Origin of the sequence: Dyella sp. 2YAF14, assembly GCF_052114725.1 — a bacterium.
In the GTDB taxonomy this organism is placed as follows: domain Bacteria; phylum Pseudomonadota; class Gammaproteobacteria; order Xanthomonadales; family Rhodanobacteraceae; genus Dyella.
Map to the genome: position 1 here is coordinate 187,700 of NZ_JBFRFH010000010.1, position 20,029 is coordinate 207,728.

A 20,029-nucleotide genomic window follows, 5' to 3' on the forward strand; every position below is an offset into this window, starting at 1 on the left:
CCTTACCGGGGAGGTTTGGGTAAATCAGAGCTTGAAGTGCGCTTCGAGGATGTACTCGCGACCACTGGCGTATTCGTTGGCCAGTTCCGTCATGCTGGAACCGTAGAACTGCTTGTAGGTCGAGTTGAGCAGGTTCAGCGCGTCGAAGGTGACCGACATGTGATCGTTGAACTTGTAGCCCAGCGAGGCATCGAGTTCCTTGTAGCTGTCGGTATACGAATCGGGCGCACCGGCCACGTAGCCGCCTGCCAGATACTTGCTGCGATAGTTGTACGCAATGCTGGCACTGTACGGACCCTTCTCGAAGTACGGCGAGAGGTTGTACGAGTCCTTGGAGTTGTACGGCAGCGGGCCGCCGGCCGCGGTGCTCGAATCGGAGTACGTGAAGTTGGCACGCAGACCGAAACCGCTGTCACCGAAGGCCTGCTGGTAGCTGATCGCGGCGCCCTTCACCTTGGCGCGACCGCCATTGATCGGCGCGGAGACGCTGTACTGGCAGAAGCCGGCCAAGGTACACATGCCGTTGTTCACCAGCATCTGGCCGGTGGAACCCTGGATCAGTTCCGCCCACGAACCGTTCTGGCGACCCTGCACGGTGGCGGCATTGACCACGTAGTTCAGCACGTTCTTGTAGAAGCCCGAGACCGCGATCACCGACTCGTTGTTGAAGTACCACTCGCCGGACAGGTCGAAGTTCACCGACCGATACGGCTTGAGGTTCGGGTTGCCTGCGGTCGCGGTGAGCACCGTGTCGTTGGCTTCGAAGTACGGCGCCAGCTGGTTGTAGGGCGCGTACGCAATCGTCTCGGAACCCGCGCCGCGCAGGATGATGTCAGGCGCCACGTTCCAGGCGACGTTGAACGCCGGCAACCAGTCGTTGGACGTGCTGGTGGTGCCGACATAGCCAAAACCGAGCGGGAACACGCAATCCCAGGTGCTGCAGGTGCTGGGCACGTTGTAGCCGAAGGAGTCGATCTTGGTGTGCACGAAACGCACGCCAAGGTTGCCGTGCACGTTGTCGTTGCCGAAGTTCAGCTGGGCAAAGCCCGCGCTGTTCTGCTGCTGCACATTGAACGTGTTGTCCCAGTAGTCGACCGGATCGTTGGAGCTCAGCTGGTTGCCGTCGAGCACCGCGTTGTAGATCGACTGGAAGCCCAGCGTCTGCACGTGATGCACGGTGCTGCCGGACAGGCCGATGCTGGACGCGCCGCTCAGATCGCTGATGCCGCCGTAACCGATCTGGTTGAGTGTCTGGTTGGGCACGCCCACGTTGTCGATCAACAGCGACTGGCTTTCCCAGTGCGACGCCCAGCGGGCACCGATCTGCAGGCTGTTGAAGAAGCCGTCGAAGTCCTTGGTGAAGTCGGCCTGGGCATACTCGTCGCGCGCCTTGTACGGCTTGTAGCCGATGTTGCCGCCGAAGTTGTTGTCGGCCCAATAGGCCGGGTTGTTCGCCGTGGCAAGGTCGGTGTAGTTGAAGCCCTTGTTGATGTTCCAGTCGAAGCCGCCGCCGTAGAACAGTTCCTTGAAGGCCTGCGTGATGGTGTTGTCGGAGGTGCTTACGCCCAACTGCCCGTTGATGCGCCAGCCGTCGCCCTTGTAGGTGCCGCGCCAGTCGGCGCCCTTGGTACGGATGAACGACTTGCGTGCGTCGTTATCCATGAAGGTTTCGGCCGTGCTGGTGCACGAGGTGGTGTTGAAGCAGGGCGTGCCGACTTGGGTACCCGCCACCACGATGCCGTTCGGGCCTTCGGTGAGATGCGAGATGCCGGCGTAGTTGAAGCCGGCGATCGGGTACATCGACACGTTGAGGTTGTCGAGGCGATCGGTCATGTACAGCAGGCTGAGCGTGCTGTCGAAATGGTCGTTCGGCTTGTACTGCAGATTGACCAGGATGCTGCTGCGCTTCTCGGTCTGCTGGAAGTCGGCCGCGTTGAGTTCCGTTGGCATCTGGTCGGACGCCTTGAGCGTGCCGGCGGCAATCTGCCCCGCAATGGCCGGATTGGCGGCGGCGATGGCCGATACCGGCGTATAGCCGAAGATTTCCTGGCCCTGGCGATCGGTCTTTTGCTCGTAGTGCGAGAGGGAGACATCCGCACCAAACGTCTTGTCGGCGTTGTGCCAGCTGTAGAACAGCGACGCGTTCGGACGGCTCTGCTCGACCATGTCGTTGTAGTTCACGCCGAACGAACCGCTGAGCGTGTTCGCCGGCACGTCGAGCGGCTGGATGGTGTGCATGATCACCGTGCCGCCGAGGCTGCCCTCAGGCAGGCGCGCTTCCGGGCTCTTGTAGATCTCCAGCGAGCCGAGGATCTCCGGCGGCAGCAACGAGTAGTTGAAGCCGCGGTTGGGACTGTCGCCGTAGAGCCACATGGCCTGCGCGATCGGATGGCCGTCAAGGAACGAGAGGTTCAGGCTGGGATCGATGCCGTTGATGCTCACGCGCTGCGTGGCGCCGAACGCACGGTCCAGCGTGACGCCGGGAATCTGCGCCAGTGCTTCGGCCACGTTGGTGGCGGGGAACTTGCCGATGTCTTCGGCCGTGATGGCATCGACGATGGCGTCTGCGTTGCGCTTGGTGTCCAGCGACTGTTGCAGGCTGGCGCGGATGCCGGTGACGGTCACCGTTTCCAACTGCTTGGCCTGCGATTGGTCGGCGGTCGTCTGCGGGTTGCTGTTGTCCTGTGTCGCTGCCGCGGGTGCGGGTTGCGGCGCCGGTTGCGCAGCGGGCGCCGTATCGGCGGCGCGAAGCGAACCGGATAGACAGAGTCCAGCGATGATGCTGGCGGCTAGCAATGATTTGCGTTGTGACATGGTGTCCTCCCCTCGAAGGCAATCGGCAGCCAGCACGTGGACATGGGCTGCGGCGTGGCTGTTGGGCATGGGCCCGGTTCAGTTGGACGATCTGAGTACTTCGTTCTCCCCGGCGCGAGAGCCTGCGGACATGCCCTCTCGGTCTTGCAAGTCAAGGAACAGCCCGGCGGCGCCGATCACACCGTGCTGGCCGTGCTCCATCAGTCGTACGGGAACCTGTTGCAGGAAGGCGCGCATCACGCCTTTGTTGAAAAAGCGCTGGCGGAAGCTGCTGGCGAGCAGCACGTCGCGGATCTGCGGAAGAATCCCGCCGGCCAGGAACACGCCCCCGCGTGCGCCGTACAGCAGGCACAGATCGCCGGCAAAGCTGCCGAGCAATCCGCAGAACACCTCCAAGGCTTCGACGGCTGCCTCGTCGCCGCGCTCCAGCGCCGACTGCGTCACCTGGCTGGGCAAAGTGAGTTCGGGTGTCTGCCCGCGCAGCGTGCACAGCACGCGGTACAGGTTGAGCAGGCCGGGGCCGGACAAGGCGTGTTCGAACGAGACATACGAACGGTCGCGCGACAGCGCACGAAGAATCTCGATCTCGCGTTCGTTGCCCGGCGCCAGCGCGATCTGGCCTGCTTCGGTGGCCAGCACGGTGGCGTGCGGTTTGCCGGGCAACAGCACCGCCGAGCCCAAACCGGTGCCGGGCCCCATCACCAGCACCGGACCTTCGGCGGGCAGTGCCTCGCTTTCGATCACTGCAGTGGTGTCGGCCTGGCTGAGGAACTGGGTGGCATAGGCCACGGCTTCGAAGTCGTTGACGACGGCGAGCTCTTCGATGCCGAGGCTGTCGCGGATATCGCGAATGGAAACCGGCCAGGGCAAGTTGTCGTTGACGATGGCATCGCCCAGCACGTAACCCGCACTGGCCACGGCGCAGCGACGGATGTGCACAGAGCGATCGAGCTGGCCGACGAAGTCCTGCAGCACGGCCGTGAGGCTAGGCCAGTCGGCGCAGGCATAGCGGTGGTACTGCAGCACCGTCACCGGGCGCGTCCCATCCGGCTCGTGGCTGACCAGGCCGATGCGGGCATGCGTCCCGCCGACGTCAGCCGCCAGGAACGCCCCCGCAGGGAGCGCCAGGCGACGTGCCTCCAGACTGTGGTTACCGCGTTGCGCCACCGTCATCCCCTCGTCATTGCTGTGTCGCATTGCACGACCTGCGACCCGATTTTGGCCCGAGTCTCGCCACGGATGACAACGTTGTCAACAGGCCGTTTTTTCATGCGAAACAAGGGTTTGGCGCGGTCCAGCAATCGCAGCAAATGACGTCCTTGCCGCAAGATCATGATGCAGTGCAACACACTGTAAACAAAGGGATTTTTAACTAGTCAAAAGAGCCGTCCTGCTGCCAAAACATCGCTATTGCGGCGCAACAAGCGAGGTTTTTGCGGGGTCGGTGCAGCCACCGCTTTGTGCACCTTTGGATGACTCACTCGTGTCAGAATTTGACAACGTTACGCATAGCGTCGATAAACGCTCATCTCTCCCTCTCCTTCGCGGCGAGGGAAGGGCTTTGAGGGGGAATCGGACCGTCATGGGTCCATCGTTCAGCGGCCATCCGCGGGGAGTAAGTCCATCCATGTCTGCCACTACGCTTGCCGCTGGCGAGCCACGCTCTTCCAGCGTGGTACCGATGCTGATCATCGGCGTGCTGTTTTTCATCTTCGGCTTCGTGACCTGGCTCAACGGTCCGCTGATCACCTTCGTCAAGCTCGCCTTCAACGTCGATGACGTGTCTGCTTTCTTCGTACCGCTGGTGTTCTATTTTTCGTACTTCTTCCTGGCCATTCCCGCGTCCAGCGTGCTTCGCCGCACCGGCATGAAGAAGGGCATGGGACTGGGCTTGTTCGTGATGGCGATTGGCGCGGTGTTGTTCGGCCAGTTCGTCAGCATGCGCATCTTCTATCCGGCGCTGGCCGGATTGTTCGTGATCGGCGCGGGCCTCGCCCTGCTGCAGACCGCTTCCAATCCGTACATCAGCATCCTCGGCCCGATCGACAGTGCCGCGCAGCGTATTGCCTTCATGGGCATCTGCAATAAGGTCGCCGGTGCGCTGGCACCGTTCGTGTTCGGCGCGCTGGTGTTGTCGGGCATCGACACCTTCGACCAGCAGGTGAAGGCCGCGGCCTCGCCCGAGGCAAAGGAAGCCCTGCTCAACGCCTTCGCCGCCAAGATCCACATGCCGTACATGATCATGGCCGGCCTGCTGGTGGTGCTGGCGATCTGGGTGGTCCGCTCGCCGCTGCCGGAAATCAAGCCGTCCGGCGCCAATGCCGAGTCGGATATCGGTCACTCCAAGGGCGGCATCTTCAGCTTCCCTCACTTGTGGCTGGGCGTGCTGTGCCTGTTCCTCTACGTGGGCGTGGAAGTGATGGCGGGAGATGCCATCGGCACCTATGGCCAGGGCTTTGGCCTGCCGCTGGATGAGACCAAGCACTTCACCTCGTTCACCCTGATCGCCATGCTCGCCGGTTACCTGGCGGGCCTGGTGCTGATTCCGCGCTTCATCTCGCAGCAGAGCTACCTGGCGGTGTCCGCCGTGCTCGGCGTGCTGTTTACGCTGGGCGCGTACATCACCACCGGCCATACCTCGGTGGGTTTTGTCGCCGCGCTGGGTTTCGCCAACGCCATGATGTGGCCGGCGATCTTCCCGCTGGCCATCCACGGCCTGGGCCGCCTCACCGAGCGCGGCTCGGCGCTGCTGATCATGGCGATCGCCGGCGGCGCGCTGGTGCCGCAGCTGTTCGTGCACCTGAAACAGCACTTCAACTTCCAGCTGGTATTCATGGCGCTGATGGTGCCCTGCTACCTGTACATCCTTTACTACGGCGTTAAGGGGCACCGCGTCGGCCAGCACGCGCGCTGAAGCCTGGGTCGGCGCCCGCCGCGCCGCCAGGTAAGGCTTCGCTGGGCTACGATGCCGCTACTTACCGATTGCCGGAGTTTCTTGTGTTGCGCAACCCCACCATCAAGGATGTCGCCAAGCGTTCCGGCGTTTCGCTCAAGACCGTCTCGCGCGTCATCAACCACGAGGCCTCGGTTCGCGCCGATACGCGCGAAAAGGTCGAGCGCGCGATCGAGGCTTTGGGCTACCAGCCCAATCCTTCAGCACGTGGTCTGCGCAGCACGCATGCCTATGCGATCGGACTGGTCTACGACAACCCGAACGCGCACTACGTGATCAGCATGCAGGACGGCGTGTTGTCCGCCTGCCGCGAACGCGGCTTCGGCCTGCTGATCCATCCGTGTGATTCCTCCTCGCCCGACCTGGCGGCGGAGCTGTGCGCGCTGGTGGAACGCAATCGTCTCGCCGGCCTGGTGCTGGCACCGCCGATGTCCGAGCAGGCCGAGCTGGTCAATACGCTGATCGCCAACGACATCAGCTTCGTGCGCATCATTTCCTCGCGCGACGATCCCCATGACGGCGCGCCGTGCGTCTACATCGACGACCGCAGCGCCGCCTATGCGATCACCGAACACCTGATCCAGATGGGCCACAAGCGCATCGGCTTCCTGTGGGGCGAACCGCACCATCGCTCCAGCCCGGAGCGTTACCAGGGCTATGCCGATGCGCTGCGCGACTATGGTCTGCCGCTGGACAAGAAGCTGGTGCTGCCCGGCCGTTATGCGTTCGACGACGGTTTCCGCGGCGCCCGCAAGCTGCTTGCGCTGAAGGATCCGCCGACCGCGATCTTCGGCAGCAACGACGAAATCGCCGCGGGCGTGCTCGCCGCGGCCCGTTCGAGCAACGTGGATGTGCCGTGGGGGCTTTCCATCGCCGGCTTCGAGGACAGCCCGTTCTCCAAGCAGGCGTGGCCCGCACTCACCACCGCGCGTCAGTCCACCAGCGACATCGGCCGCCATGCGGCCCTGCAGCTGATGGCGGAATTGCAGCGCAAATCCGGCGCGGCGGTTGAACTGCCGCACAGCGAATGTTTTGTACCCGAATTGGTCGTGCGTGGATCCACCGCGCCACCGCAAACCCCGGCGCCCCGCAAGGGCTGAGGTCGCGCTCGCGCACCTTGGCCTCGCGGCATGCGCCTCGTGCATGTCACCGAGATAGGACGATGAAAGAAGCAAGCCAGACCCTGATGTACCGCGAGGCCCACGAGGCGGCCGCCGTGGTCGAGCGACAGCTGCGCGAGAATGCGCCCATCCTCAAGGCGCTCGGCGAGCAGCTGCGGGCCAGGCCGCCCCGCTTCATCGTCACCTGTGCGCGCGGCAGCTCCGATCACGCCGCTGCCTATGCCAAGTATGTGTTCGAGACCCGCCTGGGTCTGATCACCGCCTCGGCGTCGCCGTCCATTTCGTCCATCTACGACGCCGACCTGCACATGGACGGCGCCTTGTTCGTCGCCATCTCGCAGTCGGGCAAGAGCCCCGACTTGCTGCGCAGCGCGCAGGCCGCCAAGGATGCCGGCGCCCATGTGGTGGCCCTGGTCAACGTGGAGGATTCCCCGCTCGCGCAGATGGCCGACACCTTCGTGCCGCTGCGCGCCGGCCCTGAACTTAGCGTGGCCGCCACCAAGAGTTACCTCGCGACGCTTGCAGCCGTGCTGCAGCTCACCGCGCACTGGAGCAACGACGCGACGCTGCACGACGTGGTCGATCGCCTGCCCGACGATCTGCGTCGTGGCTGGGACTGCGACTGGAGCGCCATGGTGAAGGGCCTCACCGGTGCCAGCAGCCTGTTCGTGGTCGGTCGCGGTTTTGGTTTCGGCGCCGCGCTGGAAGCGGCGCTCAAGCTCAAGGAAACCTGTGGACTCCATGCCGAGGCCTTCAGCGCCGCCGAAGTGAAGCACGGCCCGATGGCCATCGTGGGTGAAGGTTTCCCGGTGCTGTTCTTCGCACAGGACGACGGCACGCAGGACAACACGATTGCCGTGGCGAACGAGTTCCGCTCGCGCGGCGCGCGCGTGTTCATCGCCGCGCCGGGCAATCACGATCCGGACAAACTGCCGCTGCCGGAAAACATCGCGCCCATCGTGACGCCGCTACTCGCCGTGCAAAGCTTCTATCGCGCAGCCAGTGCGCTGTCGCTTGCACGCGGCTTTGATCCGGACGTACCGCCGCACCTGCGCAAGGTCACGGAGACCATGTAATGAGCACGCCACTCACCGCACTCATCAATGCTCGCCTGCTGACCGATCATGGTCCGCGCGAGGGACTGGCTGTGCTGGTGCGCGGCGAGCGCATCGAAGCGATCGTGCGCGACGACGACAAGCGCATTGCGGAGGCCACGAAGCACGACCTCAAGCGCCAGCTGCTGCTGCCCGGCTTCATCGATGTGCAGGTCAATGGCGGTGGCGGCGTGCTGTTCAATGCCGAACCTACGGTGGAAGCGTTGGCGACCATCGGCGCCGCGCACCGCAAGTTTGGCACCACGGGTTTTCTGCCTACCCTGATCACCGATACCGCGGACGTGATGCGCAAGGCGCTTGATGCGGTCGATGCCGCCATCGAGCAAGGCGTGCCGGGCGTGCTGGGCATCCATCTGGAAGGCCCTTTCCTCGCGACGGCACGCAAGGGCATCCATGATGCCTCGCTGTTTCGTCTGCCTGATGCCGAAGATATCGCAGCCATCACGCGCAATCGCCGTGGCGTGGTGATGCTCACGCTCGCGGTGGAAGAAGTACCGCGCGACACCATTCGCCAGCTCAGCGAAGCCGGTGTGCTGGTGGTTGCCGGCCACACCGCGGCGACTTATCACGCCACGCGCGCCGCGCTCGATGCCGGCGTGTGCGGCTTCACCCATCTGTACAACGCGATGACGCCGCTCGGTAGTCGCGAGCCCGGCGTGGTCGGCGCCGCGCTGGACGATCCGCACAGCTGGTGCGGCCTGATCGTTGACGGCCATCATGTGCATCCGGTCGCGCTGCGCGTCGCGATTGCCGCCAAGGCCAAGGGCAAGAGCGTGCTGGTCACCGACGCGATGCCGCCGGTGGGCGCGGACAGTCCCGAGTACGTGCTCAACGGACAAACCATCATCGCCCGCGACGGCATCTGCCAGAGCGACGATGGCGTGCTCGCCGGCTCCGCGCTGGATATGGCCACTGGCGTGCGCAATCTGATGGAGATGGTCGGCTTGCCGCTGGCCGAGGCCTCGCGCATGGCAAGCGCCTATCCCGCCGCGTGGCTCGGACTGGATCGCACGCATGGTCGCATCGTCGCGGGTCAGCAAGCGGACTTCGCCGTGCTGGACAAAAACCTTGTCGTCACCGAAACCTGGATTTCAGGCGTCCGCTACGACGCCTGAAACCAACGCGATACTTTTGTGGGAGCGCACCCTGTGCGCGACAGCCGGGCGGAGCGACAGCGCTCTGACGCTGCGGTCGCGCACAGGGTGCGCTCCCACACGGTCAGCACGCTCGGCTGGCGCGCAGCCAGCGTAGATTGATCTCTGGTCGAAGCAAACCCGAAATTCTACGGTTCACAGAGTTCACCATTTTCTCTCGCGCGACGGCAGGCATAACCCCTGTAGCTGAATTCTCGCCAGCCACCCGCTCTGCCCTCGAAAACGTAGATCCACGATTGATAGACGGTGGTGGTCTGACTGATCATGGTCAGGGTCTGACCCTCACTGCCGTTTGCCGGCAACGGCATCGGCGGGCCCATATTGGGCGGGTCGAGCGGCGGACCCGGCAACATCGCTGGCCGCACGGTACCTGACGTGATCGTCAGGGTGATGCGGCCAACGTCATACGGTAGACCCAAGCCCCAACCCAGTTTGCGTCTACCGATGTTCTGCTGGTCAATAAAAGCTTTCCACGCGTCATATAGCGGCGTGCCGCGCGTGAGCACGAACGTCTGGCTGGAAGCAGCCACTGTGTAGTCAGATTCAGGTGCTGATGCCGATGCAATGACCGGCAAGGGAGCGACGGACAGGATGAGAACAAGCAAAGACGGCCTGAGCATTTTCATTTGAACTCCCGCGTTGCGGCGAGGCCTGGCTTGCCCTGCCCGCGGAATTTGCAGCGCGGACATCGGCGCTACAAATACGAGTAATCCCTGTTCTGGGGGAGCAGCACACGTTGGCAGTCGGCGTAGCCGTCTGCATGTGCATGCTGAAGGTGATGGCGATTGGAAGTCCGTCGCTGGCTGGTTGCGCACAGGGTGCACTCCTACAGCACGACTGCGGGGGCAATGCAGCTTCGGTGTAGGAGCGCACATTGTGCGCGACCGCAGCGCCTCGACGCCATCGTTTCGTTCGGCTGTCGCGCACAGGGTGCGCTCCCACCGAAATGCCCAAGCTTGCCGCACCCTTGTAGGAGCCCACCTTGTGGGCGACCGCGGCGCTCGGCGTCGCCGCTACGTCGGCTGGTCGCGCACAAGTGCGCTCCTGCAATGAAAGAGATGATCGCGTCGCGGCGCCTATTCGTACACGTGCAGCCGATTGAATATCCACGCGTGATACGACTTCACCAGGTCCGGCTGCGCGCAATCGGTGTAGAGACCGTTGCAACGTGTGCGCAGCGAAATCGCCGCTGAGAAATACGGATCGGTCGGCAGATCCGCCGCCTGCAGCACCATGCTTGGCAGCAGCGCGATGTCGAGCATCGGGTAATGCGGCAACGGCGCACCCTGGAAGTTGCTCTTGATCATGTAATACGTGAGGTAGTCCTTGACCGAGGACAGCTCATCCGGCCACGTGCGCGGCATCTCGCGGATCAAGCCACTGAACGAGGGCTGGTGATCGCCGAAGTGCACGATCACGGTAGGCTGCGCGCGATCGAGGAAATCGTGTTCCAGCCCGTGCATCGCCGCATCGGAATTGTGCAGGTTCGCCAGATAGGTGTTGAAGTTGAGCGACTCGCGCGTCGGCAGGCCCTTGAGCACGCCCTTGTTGAACGGCGCCGGCAACGAGGACAACGGATCGGTATCGTGCGGGCCGTGCTGCGCCAGCGTCAGGATCATCACGAACACCGGCTGACCGGGCTTCTTCACCTTGTCGTAGACGCGCTTGGCTGCGTCGAACATCTGCTTGTCGGTCTCTTCCCACTCTTCCAGGCCGAGCTGGCCGGCGTCGTAGAACTGATCGAAGCCGTACGCGCGATAGGCGTTGCGTCCGTTGAGGAAGGCGCCATTGGTCGGATAGATCGCCACGGTGAGATAGCCCAGGCGTTGCAGCTGACGCGGCAGGCTGTCCTGCACGTGCGGTGCGAGCACGTACGGGGCGTACATGCCGCCCGGGCCGAAGATGTCCTGCGGCATGCCGGTGAGCGTGGCGAATTCGCTCACCCAGGTGCCGCCGCCAAAGGTGTGCACGCGCATGGGGCCGGTCGAGCGCGTGCGCACGTCCGGCTTGAACATCGCCACGCGACACTCGGGGATGTTGCACTGGGTGAAATTGGCCGGATTGAAGGTGCTTTCTTCCAGCACCTGCACGATGTCCGGATAGGATTCCGGCGAACGCGGAATCGCCGCCGGCTCGCCTGACGCCGTGGAACCCCACTCCTGCTCGGCCTGGGCGTCATCGCCCATGTCCGGCATGCGCACATCCGAGTCGCTGAAGTTGACGAAGAAATTGGTGATCTGCGCGTCGTCGGAGAGTTTCTCCCACACGTTCCTCGCATGCACCTCGGCGAACGGGCCGTTGGGCAGCAGGCACACCCAGAACGCCAGGGCCCATAGCGCCATGCCGCTGAGGCGCATGCTCCATGCACGACGGCGGCTGAGATGCGCCACCAGGCGACGATCGAAATGCCACACCGCCCACAGCACCAGCGGCGTCACCACGCACACCACCAGGGACAGCATCCACAGGTGCGGGTAATGGCCCAGCGTTTCGAGCAGGCTGCTGCGCGCGTAATAGACGAAGTCCGCCGGCATCAGCGGCGAGTCCAGATAGCGCAGCTTCATCACGGACAGGAAGTTCAGGCCGAGGAACAAGCCGCCGCTTACCACCAGGGCCGTGGCGGGGCGCGCAAACGCCGACAGCAGCACGCCGAACGCGCACACCATCAGCGCAATCACGAAGGCCTGCTGCAACAAGGCGGGCTCGCGCAACGCGGTCATGCTGACGCAGAACAGGAAAAATCCTGCCGCGACCAGCCAAGGTCCGGTTTTTCTCAGAAAGCCCAGTGTTCGTTGCGGCATATGGATAAGGCCCCCTGTTTGGCCCCGGTGTCATTCGAGCGCAATTCTACGGACTTGCAACTGTCACATGCACAATGGCCGGCAACGGCCAAACGGCGCCCCTATGCGGTTCAGCAGCCGTTGCGCCGGCAAGACGACATGCCGATCTGCTAGGTTTCCCGCTTTGCCCCCGTTGCCCACCCCATGGACCGGCCGATGACCCACCGCCTTCTTCCCCTCGCCGCCCTCGCCGCCGCCGTGCTGGCGGGCTGCGCCAGCCAGACCACCAGCCATTCCGCCGCCCTGCCCGACGGCAGCCGCGCCCAGGTAGCCATCCTGGAAACCACTGACGTCCACTCCAACGTGCTCAGCTACGACTATTACAAGCAGCGCGAGGACGACACGGTGGGCTACGAGCGGGTGGCCACCCTGATCCGCCGGGCCCGCGCGCAGTACCCCAACAGCTTCCTGTTCGACAGCGGCGACACCATCCAGGGCAGCGTGCTGGCCGACTACCAGTCGCTGGTGAAGCCGGTGGGCTGCGATGAGGAGCTGGGGATTTACCGCGCCATGGATGCCATGGGCTACGACGGCGGCACCGCCGGCAACCATGAGTTCAACTACGGCCTGGGCTTTCTTTCGCAGGTCACCGGCACCCCGATGAACGTGGAAGGCGGCCACGCCAACCGCTGCGCCGGCCCGCATTTTCCGCTGGTGCTGTCCAACGTGTTCAGCAGCCGCGACGGCGCGCCCATCTTCAAGCCCTGGACCGTGGTGCAGAAGGACATCACCGTCACCGGCCCCGATGGCAGCACGCGGAAAGTGCCGCTCAAGGTCGGCATCATCGGCTTCACCCCGCCGCCGATCCTGGACTGGGACAAGCAGAATCTGGCCGGCAAGGTGACGGTCACCGGCGTGGTCGAGGCGGCGCAGAAATACCTGCCGGAACTGGAAGCGCAGCATCCGGACATCGTGGTCGCCGTGCTGCACGGCGGCCTCAACACCGCGCCGTATACCTCCGACATGGAGAACGGCGGCTGGTACCTGGCCGGCGTGCCCGGCATCGACGTGCTGCTGATGGGCCATTCGCATACCGAATTCCCGGGCCCGCACTACAAGGGCATGAAGGACGTGGATGCCGAACGCGGCTTCGTGCGCGGCAAGCCGGCCGTGATGGGCGGCTTCTTCGGCAAGGACCTGGGCGTGATCGACCTGGCCTTGCAGCGCAAGGACGGCCACTGGGTGATCGACGACAGCCAGACGCACAGCGAAGTGCGTCCTATCTGCCCCAAGAAGAACGACTGCGTCCCGGCCGACCCGGCCATCGCACCGCTGGTGAAGCAGGCGCATGAAGCGGCCGTGCAATACGTCAATACGCCGATCGGCGAGACGCGCGTGCATCTGAGCAGCTACTTCGCCGACGAGGGCAATATGACGGCGCTCGCGCCGATCAACGCCGCCATGCGCGATTACGTGCAAAGCGAATTGCCCAAGACGCATCCGGAACTGGCCAAGCTGCCGGTGCTCTCCGCCGCCGCGGCCTTCCGCACCGGCTTCGGCGGCCCGGATGACTACACCGACATCGCCGTGGGACCGCTCACCCTGCGTAGCGCCGCAGATCTGTATTTCTATCCGAACACGCTCTCAGCCGTGAAAGTCGACGGTTCCGGGCTCAAGGCCTGGCTGGAAAAAGCAGCCGAGCGCTTCAACCGCATCGACCCCAGCAAGGACGGCGAGCAGGAACTCATCAGCGACCGCCTGCCCGGCTACAACTTCGACCAGATCCAGGGCGAGCTGAGCTATCAGATTGATGTCACCAAGCCGGCCGGCGAACGCATCGTCAAGCTCAGCTACAAGGGCAAGCCGGTGAAGCCCGACCAGCAATTCGTCGTGGCCACCAACAACTACCGCGCCAGCGGCGGCGGCAACTTCCCCGGCCTGGTCGGCAACAACATCGTGCTGGCCGCGCCGGACGGCGCCCGCGAAATCCTGGCCAAGTGGCTGCAGCGCAAGCAGACCCTGACCGCCAAGGATCTGCCCGTTACTTCGTGGCATTTCGTGCCGGTGAAGACGCACGGTGAGGTGGTGTTCAAGGCCGCCTCGAACAAGCAGGATGTGGCGCGCGAAGCGGGGCTGAAGAACATCCGCCAGCTCAAGGACAACGGCGACGGCACGGCGGTGTACGCGATCGACCTGTCGCATTAAACCGGGCACTGGCGGTGAACGCGCGGCGGCGTAGACTGCGCCGCGCGTTCACCCAGGGCATGCTCGGAGGCAAAGCCTTGCAAGGCGACAAGACGTACTGGTTTCCCGCAAAACGTGACGGCTGGGGTTGGGGCTTTCCCACCACGTGGCAGGGCGGGACTGAGCGTTTGTGGGAGGCCACCCTGTGGGCGACCGCCGCGCCACGTCGTCATCGCTCCGTAGGGTAGTCGCGCACAGGGTGCGCTCCCACAAGAAGCCTCCCGCTTGACGCACCCTTGTAGGAGCCCACTTGTGGGCGACCGCGACGCGACAGCGGCGCCGCTTCGCAGGTGAGGTCGCGCACAAGTGCGCTCCTACACAAGAGCGGTTCGCGCAACGGCGGCATCGAACTGCTACACCGCTGCAACACCTTGTAACGCCGCCTCGACGACTCGCTCTGGCCACCCCGAAAGTTTCAAACGAATCTGTTGACTGCAGTGCAGCATCGGGCCTAAGGTCGAGCCATGTCGCCATCTATTGCGCCAGCACGCAAGTTCCAGCACCCGGTCCACACTGGGTGCGCGTCGCTGTCCGCCGGCGCCATGACCCACGCCACCACCACCACCACGACCACTATTACCACCAGGTCGGGGTGGAGCTGCGTGCGCGAATAAGTTTCTGACGCAAACGGCCCCGCCCTCGATGAGGCGGGCCGGCGCACACTCCGACTCCCTCTGCGAGCACGGGCCATCCACAAGGAGAGGCCATCGTGAACGCTGTCGCAGCACCTTCGCTCGAACAACCGTCGTTACCGCCACATGCCATGGCGCTGCCGACGACCACCGCGCGCCAGCGCGTCCTCGCCGTGGGCCTGGTCGGTCCCGGCCGCGTCGGCAGCGCCTTGCTCGAGCAGCTGCGAACCGCCCAGCCGCGGCTTGCGCGTGCCGGATTGGAGCTGCGCTTATGCGCCGTGGCTGCCAGCCGCCGCATGTGGCTGGATGCGGACGATCCTGAGCTCAACGGTCGTCACGGCAGCGCGCAAACCTGGCGTCCGAGCAACCTCGACGAATTCGCCGCGCATCTGCGTGGCGACGATGGCCGCCATGCGCTGGTAATCGATTGCAGCGCCAGCGAAGCGGTGGCATCGCACTATGCCGAGTGGCTCGCTGCCGGCTTGCACGTGGTGACGCCGAACAAGCTGGCCAGCAGCGGCCCGCTGGCGCGACTGCAGGCGATCCGCGCCGCTTCCTTCAGCGGTGCCCGCTTCCGTTACGAAGCGACCGTGTGCGCCGGCCTGCCGGTGGTGCAGACGCTGCGCGACCTGCTCGACACCGGCGACGAATTGCTCGCGGTGGAAGGCATGTTCTCCGGCACGCTCGCATGGCTTTGCCATCGCTACGACGGCAGCCGCCCGTTTTCGGAGCTCGTGCGCGAAGCCCACGCCCTGGGCTATACCGAGCCCGATCCGCGCGATGATCTTTCCGGGCTGGACGTGGCGCGCAAACTGGTGATTCTTGCGCGCGAGGCGGGTTGGTCGCTCTCGCTGGAAGATGTGGACGTGCAGAGCCTGGTGCCGCGCGAGCTGGCCGAGGTGGCGGCCGATGAAGTGATGGACCAGCTGCATCTGCTCGACGCGCCGATGGCGCAGCAGGTGGCGCATGCCCAGGCCCAGGGCTGCGTGCTGCGCCATGTCGCCAGCCTCGACGCCAAAGGCCATGCCAGCGTGCGGCTGGCGCTGTTGCCGGCCTCGCATCCGTTCGCCCATACGCGGCTCACCGACAACATCGTACAGTTCACCACGCACCGCTATCGCGACAACCCGATGCTGGTGCAGGGTCCTGGCGCCGGGCCGGAAGTGACGGCGGCAGGCGTATTCGCCGATCTCCTGCGTATTGCCGAAACGCTGGAGGCGCGGTGATGAATGCACAACTGATCGATCCCATGCCCATTCCCCAGCGCGCGTTGAGCGCACAAGCCATGGCCTATGCCAGCGTCGGCAACGTCGCGGTCGGCTTCGACATTCTTGGCCATAGCGTGGCCGGCGCCGGCGACCGCGCCATCGTGCGTCGCATCGACGAGCCCACCGTGCGCATCGCCGCCATCCACGGGCGCGTGACCGATCTGCCGCTGGAGGCGAGCAGCAATACGGCGGGTGCGGCGCTGCTGTCGCTGCGCCGCGCGCTTGGCCTGCGCCATGGTTTTGAAGTGGAGTTGCACAAAGGCATCGCGCTGGGTTCGGGCATGGGTGGCTCGGCTGCCTCGTGCGTGGCCGCGCTGGTGGCCGCCAACGCCTTGCTCGAACGCCCGCTGCCGCGCGAAGCGCTCTATGGCTTCGCGCTCGACGGCGAGGCCGTGGCCAGCGGCAGCCGCCACGGCGACAACCTGGGGCCGATGCTCCTCGGCGGCCTGGTGCTGGCCACGCGCGATCGATTGCTGCGTTTGCCGGTGCCCGAAAACTGGTACTGCGCGCTGGTCCATCCGCACGCCGTGCTGGAAACCCGCAAGGCGCGCGCCGTGCTCGCCGATGGCTTCTCGCTGCACGACGTGGTGGCGCAACAGGCCAACCTCGCCCTGGTGCTTACCGGCCTTCATCGTGGCGACGCGGAGCTGGTGCGCGAAGGCCTCAAGGACGTGTTGGTGGAACCAAGGCGCGCGCCGCTGGTCCCAGGCTTCGCGCGCGTGAAACAGGCTGCCCTGGATCACCACGCGCTCGGCGCAAGTATTTCCGGCGCCGGTCCCAGCGTATTTGGCTGGTATGAGCGACGCGAGGACGCCGAGCGCGCTGCGGTGGCCATGTCGGCGGCGTTTGCCGACGAAGGCCTCGCCAGCGACGTGCTGGTGTCACCCATCAACGGACCGGCCGCCACGCTGGTCGACGAGGACGAGGCCGCATGAGCGAGCCGTTGCATTACCGCAGTACGCGCAGCGCGAAACACGCGGCGCGCATCGAGGAAGTCATCGCCGCGGGCCTGGCCCCCGATGGCGGGCTGTATGTACCCGAGGCCTTGCCGCAACGGGATGCGAGCGAATTCGATGCGAGCCAGACGCTGGCGCAGACCGCTGCCACGCTGCTGGATCCGTTTTTTCGCGGCTCCTCACTTGCCCATGAACTTCCGGCGATCTGCCGTGAAGCGCTCGACTTCGATACGCCGCTGCGACCGCTGGCGTATCGCGACGATGCCTCGGTGCTGGAACTTTTCCATGGACCGAGCGCCGCATTCAAGGACGTGGGCGCGCGCTTTCTGGCCGCCTGTTTCCGACGTCTGCGAGGTGATGCGCAGTCGCCGCTGACGATTCTTGTGGCAACTTCCGGCGACACCGGCGCTGCGGTGGCCGCCGCGTTCCATCGTCAACCCGGTGTGCGTGTGGTGATCCTCTATCCGGATGGCCGCGTGTCGCCACGCCAGGCGCACCAGCTCGGCTGCTTCGGCGACAACGTGCAGGCACTGCGCGTGGACGGCACGTTCGACGATTGCCAACGCATGGTGAAGGCCGCGCTCAACGACGGCTCGCTGCAGCAGCGTGTGCCGATGTCCTCGGCCAACAGCATCAGCCTCGGCCGCCTGCTGCCACAGATGAGCTACTACGCGCAGGCCTCGCTGAGCTGGTGGCATCGGCACCGCGCACCGCTCAACTTCATCGTACCCACCGGCAACCTCGGCAACGCGCTGGCCTGCGTGTGGGTGCGCGACATGGGATTGCCGGTCGGAGAAATCCACCTCGCCTGCAATGCCAACGCCACGCTCAGCGATTACTTCGACGGCTCGCCCTACTCGCCACGTCCGGCCGTCGCCACTCTGGCCAATGCGATGGATGTAGGCGCACCCAGCAATTTCGAGCGGCTGCGCTGGACCTATCCGCACGACCATGAGCTGCGCCTGCAGCTGCATGCGAGCAGCGTCGACGACGACGCGATCCGCGAAACCATCGTGCGGCACGCATGCGACCATGGCGAGGTGTTCTGTCCGCATACGGCCACAGCGATGCATGTGCTCGATGGCATGGGTTCGACGGGGCTGCCTTGGGCGGTCGTCGCCACGGCGCATCCGGCCAAGTTCGACAGCGTGGTCGAGCCGTTGATCGGCCGTCAGCTGGACGTGCCGCCGGCTTTGGCGGCGATGTTGCAGCGTCCGGCGTATGCGGAGCCGATGGCGGCCAGCGACGATGCGTTGAAGTCGTGGCTGGATGGGCGGGTGGAAAGCGCTCGGGCGGCGGCCGGCTAAATAAGGGCCATGCCTATCCCTGTGGGAGCGCACCCTGTGCGCGACCGCGGCGCGATGTCGTCACCGCTCCGTGAGGTGGTCGCGCACAAGTGCGCTCCTACACGAGATCTGCGCACGCGGCCTGTCGTCGCCGCTCCGTCATCAGGCTGTCGCGCACAGGGTGCGCTCCCACAGTAAGCAGCCTGTTGTCAGGTATCCAGCACCGCGCCATGGGTTTCAATCACGCTCGCATAAAGCTTCGCCGTCGCCTTCGGCGTGCGTTTCTGCGTGGCGAAATCCACATGGTAGAGACCGAAGCGCTTGGCAAAACCCAGCGACCATTCGAGGTTGTCCAGCAACGACCACGCGTAATAGCCCTTGACGTTCACGCCTTGCTCGATGGCATGGTGCATCGCCTTGAGGTGCTCGCGCAGGTAGCTGCTGCGCAGCGGGTCTTGCACGATATCGCCCTCGGCCACGGGCGCGTCATAGAAAGCCGAACCGTTCTCGGTGACGTAGATGGGGATATCGCCGTAGCGATCCTTGAACCACGTGAACATGTCCGTGAAGCCCTGTGCATGCACTTCCCACCCTGTCTCCGTATACGTCGTGTTGGGCTGTTTCACCGGCACGGCTTTCAACGGATAGGCGTTCGGATCGTTCTTCACCACCGCACGCGTGTAGTAGTTGAGGCCGACAAAATCGACCTTCTGCTTGGTGAGCTTGAAGTCGTCTTCCGGGAAATCCGGCCAGGCAGGCCCAAAGATTTCCTTGAGCTCCGGCGGATAGCTGCCCAGCAGCGCGGGATCGGCGAACTGCTCGTTCATATAGGCATGCGCGCGGCGTGTGGCGGCGATGTCTTCCGGGCTGTTGGAGGCGGGATATTTCGGCTCGATATTGAACACCACGCCGATCTCGTGCTTGCCTTCCGCACGATATGCCTGGATGCCCGCACCGCTGGCGCGCATGAGATTGTGCGCGGCAATCGGCGCCTCGTACTTGCTGCGATGTCCCGGCGCCAGCGCGCCATGCAGGTAACCGCCATCGGTGACGACCCAGGGCTCGTTGAGCGTGGTCCAGCGCTTCACGCGGCCGTCCAGCGCCTTGTACATCACGCTGGCGTACTCGGCGAACCAGTGGGCGATATCACGATTGAGCCAGCCGCCACGGTCGTCCAGCGCCGCGGGCAAATCCCAGTGGAACAACGTGGCGTTGGGCTCGATGCCGTTTTCCAGCAACTCATCGACCAGGCGCGAATAGAAGTCCAAACCCTTCTGATTGATGCGACCGGTGCCTTCGGGCAAGACGCGCGCCCACGCAATGCTGAACCGGTAACCTTGCAGGCCGAGCGCGCGCATCAGCTGCACGTCATCCTTGTAGCGGTGGTAGTGATCGCAGGCGATGTCGCCGGTGTCGCCATTGGCCATCATGCCGGGCGTATGCGCGAAACGTTCCCAGATGCTCGGACCCGCGCCGTCGGCCAGGGGTGAGCCTTCGATCTGATAGGCCGAGGTCGCGGCGCCCCAATGGAAGCCTGGGGGAAAGCGATAGCTCTGGGTCATTGGAAAGAATCCCCTATGCCGCAGTGCGGCTTGATGTAAACGATTACATACTGAGAATAGCGGAGCGCGGCCGAGATGTGCACCGGTTGCATCCACATTCGTATACGGTGAGCCATGCAGCCGCCGGAAAGAAGGAGCGTCAGG

Annotated in this window: 13 protein-coding genes; 8 read left to right on the forward strand and 5 right to left on the reverse strand. The window is 64.5% G+C overall.

The features are described from left to right. Positions 1-24 precede the first annotated feature (24 nt). Both AB4Y82_RS15085 and glk read right to left on the reverse strand, forming a co-directional pair. Positions 25-2,814, reverse strand: coding sequence for a TonB-dependent receptor (locus AB4Y82_RS15085; RefSeq protein WP_441611451.1), 2,790 nt, complete (start codon positions 2,812-2,814; stop codon positions 25-27). 78 nt (positions 2,815-2,892) lie between these two features. Next, the gene (gene glk / locus AB4Y82_RS15090; protein WP_441602919.1) at positions 2,893-3,987 is read right to left on the reverse strand and encodes a glucokinase; all 1,095 of its coding nucleotides are present in this window, start codon (positions 3,985-3,987) and stop codon (positions 2,893-2,895) included. A 454-nt stretch (positions 3,988-4,441) separates the two neighbouring features. On the opposite strand from glk, the gene AB4Y82_RS15095 reads away from it, so the two are divergent. From AB4Y82_RS15095 to nagA, 4 genes are all read left to right on the forward strand, one after another. After that, positions 4,442-5,728: a sugar MFS transporter gene (locus AB4Y82_RS15095; RefSeq protein WP_046970698.1), complete on the forward strand. Its 1,287-nt coding sequence runs from the start codon at positions 4,442-4,444 to the stop codon at positions 5,726-5,728. Between the two features lie 86 nt (positions 5,729-5,814). Further along, on the forward strand, positions 5,815-6,867 hold the full coding sequence (locus AB4Y82_RS15100) for a LacI family DNA-binding transcriptional regulator (RefSeq protein WP_441602918.1): 1,053 nt from the start codon (positions 5,815-5,817) through the stop codon (positions 6,865-6,867). A 62-nt stretch (positions 6,868-6,929) separates the two neighbouring features. After that, positions 6,930-7,964: an SIS domain-containing protein gene (locus AB4Y82_RS15105; RefSeq protein ID WP_441602762.1), complete on the forward strand. Its 1,035-nt coding sequence runs from the start codon at positions 6,930-6,932 to the stop codon at positions 7,962-7,964. After that, positions 7,964-9,118 carry an N-acetylglucosamine-6-phosphate deacetylase gene (nagA, locus tag AB4Y82_RS15110; RefSeq protein ID WP_441602761.1) on the forward strand — a complete coding sequence of 385 codons (1,155 nt, stop codon included), beginning with the start codon at positions 7,964-7,966 and terminating at the stop codon, positions 9,116-9,118. Before AB4Y82_RS15105 ends, nagA begins: the two co-directional genes overlap by 1 nt. 167 nt (positions 9,119-9,285) lie before the next feature. Here the strand turns inward: nagA and AB4Y82_RS15115 are convergent, their stop codons facing one another. Both AB4Y82_RS15115 and AB4Y82_RS15120 read right to left on the reverse strand, forming a co-directional pair. Beyond that, the gene (locus tag AB4Y82_RS15115; RefSeq protein WP_441602760.1) at positions 9,286-9,783 is read right to left on the reverse strand and encodes a hypothetical protein; all 498 of its coding nucleotides are present in this window, start codon (positions 9,781-9,783) and stop codon (positions 9,286-9,288) included. Between the two features lie 450 nt (positions 9,784-10,233). Beyond that, the gene (locus AB4Y82_RS15120; protein ID WP_441611453.1) at positions 10,234-11,958 is read right to left on the reverse strand and encodes an LTA synthase family protein; all 1,725 of its coding nucleotides are present in this window, start codon (positions 11,956-11,958) and stop codon (positions 10,234-10,236) included. 195 nt (positions 11,959-12,153) lie between these two features. Here AB4Y82_RS15120 and AB4Y82_RS15125 point away from each other — a divergent pair, with 195 nt between their 5' ends. From AB4Y82_RS15125 to thrC, 4 genes are all read left to right on the forward strand, one after another. Beyond that, entirely contained in the window at positions 12,154-14,142 is a 1,989-nt protein-coding gene (locus AB4Y82_RS15125) for a bifunctional 2',3'-cyclic-nucleotide 2'-phosphodiesterase/3'-nucleotidase (RefSeq protein WP_441602758.1), read from the forward strand. Positions 14,143-14,944: 802 nt separating this feature from the next. Beyond that, complete coding sequence (locus tag AB4Y82_RS15130; RefSeq protein ID WP_441602917.1) at positions 14,945-16,039, forward strand: homoserine dehydrogenase; 1,095 nt, start codon at positions 14,945-14,947, stop codon at positions 16,037-16,039. Continuing rightward, complete coding sequence (locus tag AB4Y82_RS15135; RefSeq protein ID WP_441602757.1) at positions 16,039-17,016, forward strand: homoserine kinase; 978 nt, start codon at positions 16,039-16,041, stop codon at positions 17,014-17,016. The genes AB4Y82_RS15130 and AB4Y82_RS15135 overlap by 1 nt, the downstream gene beginning before the upstream one ends. Then, the gene (gene thrC, locus AB4Y82_RS15140; protein ID WP_441602756.1) at positions 17,013-18,344 is read left to right on the forward strand and encodes a threonine synthase; all 1,332 of its coding nucleotides are present in this window, start codon (positions 17,013-17,015) and stop codon (positions 18,342-18,344) included. Before AB4Y82_RS15135 ends, thrC begins: the two co-directional genes overlap by 4 nt. A 188-nt stretch (positions 18,345-18,532) precedes the next feature. On the opposite strand, the gene AB4Y82_RS15145 is transcribed toward thrC, so the two are convergent. Beyond that, positions 18,533-19,885, reverse strand: coding sequence for a GH1 family beta-glucosidase (locus AB4Y82_RS15145; RefSeq protein ID WP_441602755.1), 1,353 nt, complete (start codon positions 19,883-19,885; stop codon positions 18,533-18,535). Positions 19,886-20,029: the final 144 nt, after the last annotated feature.